This window comes from Succinivibrio sp. (genome assembly GCF_045124615.1).
GTDB lineage: Bacteria > Pseudomonadota > Gammaproteobacteria > Enterobacterales > Succinivibrionaceae > Succinivibrio > Succinivibrio faecicola.
Map to the genome: position 1 here is coordinate 1 of NZ_JBGVMC010000136.1, position 3,023 is coordinate 3,023.

At 34.6% G+C, this 3,023-nt stretch carries 4 protein-coding genes; all 4 read right to left on the minus strand.

Features of this window, described 5'->3' with window-relative positions; genetic code table 11:
• Positions 1 to 138: 138 nt before the first annotated feature.
• Positions 139 to 1,104 (minus strand): universal stress protein, encoded by a 966-nt coding sequence (locus ACJML3_RS03615; RefSeq protein ID WP_406020701.1) that lies wholly within the window; start codon positions 1,102 to 1,104, stop codon positions 139 to 141.
• Positions 1,105 to 1,342: 238 nt separating this feature from the next.
• Positions 1,343 to 1,909 carry a lytic transglycosylase domain-containing protein gene (locus ACJML3_RS03620; protein ID WP_406020703.1) on the minus strand — a complete coding sequence of 189 codons (567 nt, stop codon included), beginning with the start codon at positions 1,907 to 1,909 and terminating at the stop codon, positions 1,343 to 1,345.
• On the minus strand, positions 1,896 to 2,603 hold the full coding sequence (locus tag ACJML3_RS03625) for a hypothetical protein (protein ID WP_406020705.1): 708 nt from the start codon (positions 2,601 to 2,603) through the stop codon (positions 1,896 to 1,898). Before ACJML3_RS03625 ends, ACJML3_RS03620 begins: the two co-directional genes overlap by 14 nt.
• Positions 2,604 to 2,631: 28 nt before the next feature.
• Positions 2,632 to 3,023 (minus strand): ZIP family metal transporter (locus ACJML3_RS03630; protein ID WP_406020707.1); only part of this gene is annotated, 392 nt, incomplete at its 5' end.

Consider the following 3,023-nt stretch of genomic DNA (forward strand, 5'->3'; position numbering starts at 1 on the left):
TCCTTCTACACAAGTCTATTATTTAGTTGAACAGTTGATTGAAGCTTCAAATAATAAGAAAACCGAAAAGATTAAACAATAACTAAAGCACAGGATATATTGAGAAAGGGGCGTAGATCCTTTGGATTATAATTGCACCTAACATATACTCTTTGAAGGAGCAGTTGTAGGAATTTTTCTGATAACTGATTTTGGTGTTAACACAAATACATCGCACTGAGCATTATCAAGAATATCTTCGCAAAGATTTCCTATAAAATATGAAGATATACCTTTTCTAGCTGAAGTTCCTATAAATAGAGCAGATGGATTGATACTGTTAACTAATGAAAGAATAATCTCATCTAATGGTCCTTCCTTGCTAAGACAGTTTGACTCTTTAAGTTTATGTCTTTTAGCAAATTCAATCATCGAATACTTAGATTGACATGCAATTTGTGAACACAGCTGCTCTGGATTAAATCCTGGAAGATCGACTGCAACAGGTGGCACAACAGGAGCAATTGCATTTATAAGATAGATTTCACCATCTGTTAATAAAGCATATTTCTGCGCTTCACGAAGCAGTCTTAAATTTGTATAGTTTAAAAGTACATCATTGGGATCAGAAAAGTCCATTGCAATTGCAACTGGTCTTTTGTGCGTATTGAGAATATCTTTTGCAATGCACACTGGAATCGGTGCATGTCTTAGCATCTGAGTATCTAAAGATGTAAAGAACAGATTGTCTAAAATACTATGTATTTCATTTGATTTTATTAAAAGTGATGCACCAATTTGCTTTGCAATCTGAGCAATATCTTTACCTGGTGTTTTTGAAAAAATAACTTTTGAATCTATCTTTATATCAATTGCATTTATAGACAGATACGCCTTTAACCATCTTGACTGTTTTTTTACAAGTTCTTCATGGTACTGTTTTTTGTCAACTGCAAGAACAGAGGCTATATTAAAGGTTTCTTTTTCAATAGGAAGGACTGCTGTAATTTTTACTTCATGATTTTTGTTTTTTGCAATATTGTAAAGTGAAATAGCTCGCATCAAGGCAGGTTGCCTTACCTGAGCTGGCTCAATTATCACAAGAATATTGCTGCAGTCTTTCACATCAGGCTCCTTATGTTTTGTGCAATTATAAATGTTCAAGGGTTAAAAAGATGTGATCTGTAATTAAGTTATTGATTTTTTTATGAGTAACTAACGAATTGTATTGATTAAATCAAAAAAGAAATTTTGTTCAAATATGAGTTATATGAAAGATTTTAAAGAAGTTTAAAAAATTTGTCTTTTAAAGCTTAAGTAAACAAACTTATAAGAGGTAAGAAGAGTGCTTTTAATCAAGCATTTACCTTCTCTCACAATACTTCTTTATTTTATAGTTAAGCTCTTTCCATGACGCTTTAACCTTTCTGACATAACGGTTGTGGATCTTCTGATTAGATGAGTAGTTGTAATGATAATTGCCAACCCCTCTCCAGATATGTCCATCAGCCTTTTCAATTTCCCGTCGTACAAGATAGCCCATAGCCCAGATGTTGTGGCAGGGTTTTGATTTTATATCATCTTTTGTAAGATTAAATTCTGTAAGCTCTTTTAATCTAACATCGTTAATTTGTGCAGGTCCACAGTCCTGAGTTCCATTTTTATTTGTTCTGCATTTACCGTTGACAGGCCCTCGTTCAACATAAAGCATTGAGTAGAGCAGTTCTTCAGGTAGTGAGAACTGATAGGCAGTCCATGCAATGCAGTTTCTTTGTTCTTTGTACTTTTTCATGACACCATAAGAGTATGCAACATCTCTCCAGTGTTCAGCATTGCCGTGACACTGCATCGTTCTTGCTGAAGCTGATAAGGGAGATAGTGCAAATATGGAAAAAGCACAAAGCTCTAACAGATTTTTAATTATCGTCATATCTGATTTCATCAAGTGCCTTTAGCATCTGCTCTTCAAGCTCGACAAATGACTGAGTATTTACACTTACATCAGATGCAAGTGGATTTGATACTGGAATTTCAACAGTCTTTGGTATGACGTACTCATTATCCAGAACATAGGTTTTTACCTTTAGCGCAGTAAGAATTGTATTAACAGGAGTTGATTTATTCTTCAGATATACGCTTGAAAGATTGAATACAAGAGGATTTGAGCTTTGTGCAATATTAACTATCATTGATGTATTTGAACAGCCTGCTTTTTGCTTTATTACAAGCTCAGATGCTGATGCTGTAACATCTGCCACAAAGCCTGGAGATTCAAGTTTTACATCAGTTATTTCAAGTGGTACACCTTCACTTGAATAAAAACGAAGAACTGTCAGACCGTAAGCGGGTACTCCGATTTTTGTATCAGCTTGATAATTCATGGTAAAACGAAGAATTCCTAGTTGCTCGTCACCTGAAACAAAAGGTGCAGCAACTGCATTTATATCATCGAAATTATCGTTTCTTAATTTTCCTTCTACAACACTGTCCTCTTCAACCTGCTCTTTAGTTCTAAAGTCAGTCAAAGTCTCTGGCAGTTCAGGTGGTGGAGCTGGCAGAGTAATTGCAATTGACTTGCTTACAAAAAACATTGTTAAAGAGAGTAAAAATATAAATCTTTTCATAATCCTTACGTTTATGAGTAATTCATTTTTAGTCATGATGAGAAACAATAAGTGAAATTATAACGCCAAGAATTATGAATATAAATCTTAGGATCATTTTCTTTTTACTGCTTCCTGATTTGAGTCTTGGAAGCAGATCGGATAATGACACATAAATGAAACTAGCACCAGAGAGTGCAAGCGCATAATGGATAAACTCTTTTATATTTGATATGAGCAGATAACCTAAAATACCACCAAGAGTAAGTCCGGTGAATGCCACAATATTTACAATATATGCCTGTTTTACACTCATGGAGTTTTCAAGCATGATTGCATAATCTCCAAGCTCATGGGCAACCTCATGGCTTAAAACTGCTACTGTTACTGCATATCCAAGATTCTCATTTGCCAAAAATGCACTTGCTATAACCAAACCGT

Excerpts from the sequence above, each read along its gene's own strand:
- ACJML3_RS03625 (WP_406020705.1), bottom strand. The coding sequence starts at position 2,603 with ATGAAAAGATTTATATTTTTACTCTCTTTAACAATGTTTTTTGTAAGC.
- ACJML3_RS03620 (WP_406020703.1), bottom strand. The coding sequence starts at position 1,909 with ATGACGATAATTAAAAATCTGTTAGAGCTTTGTGCTTTTTCCATATTT.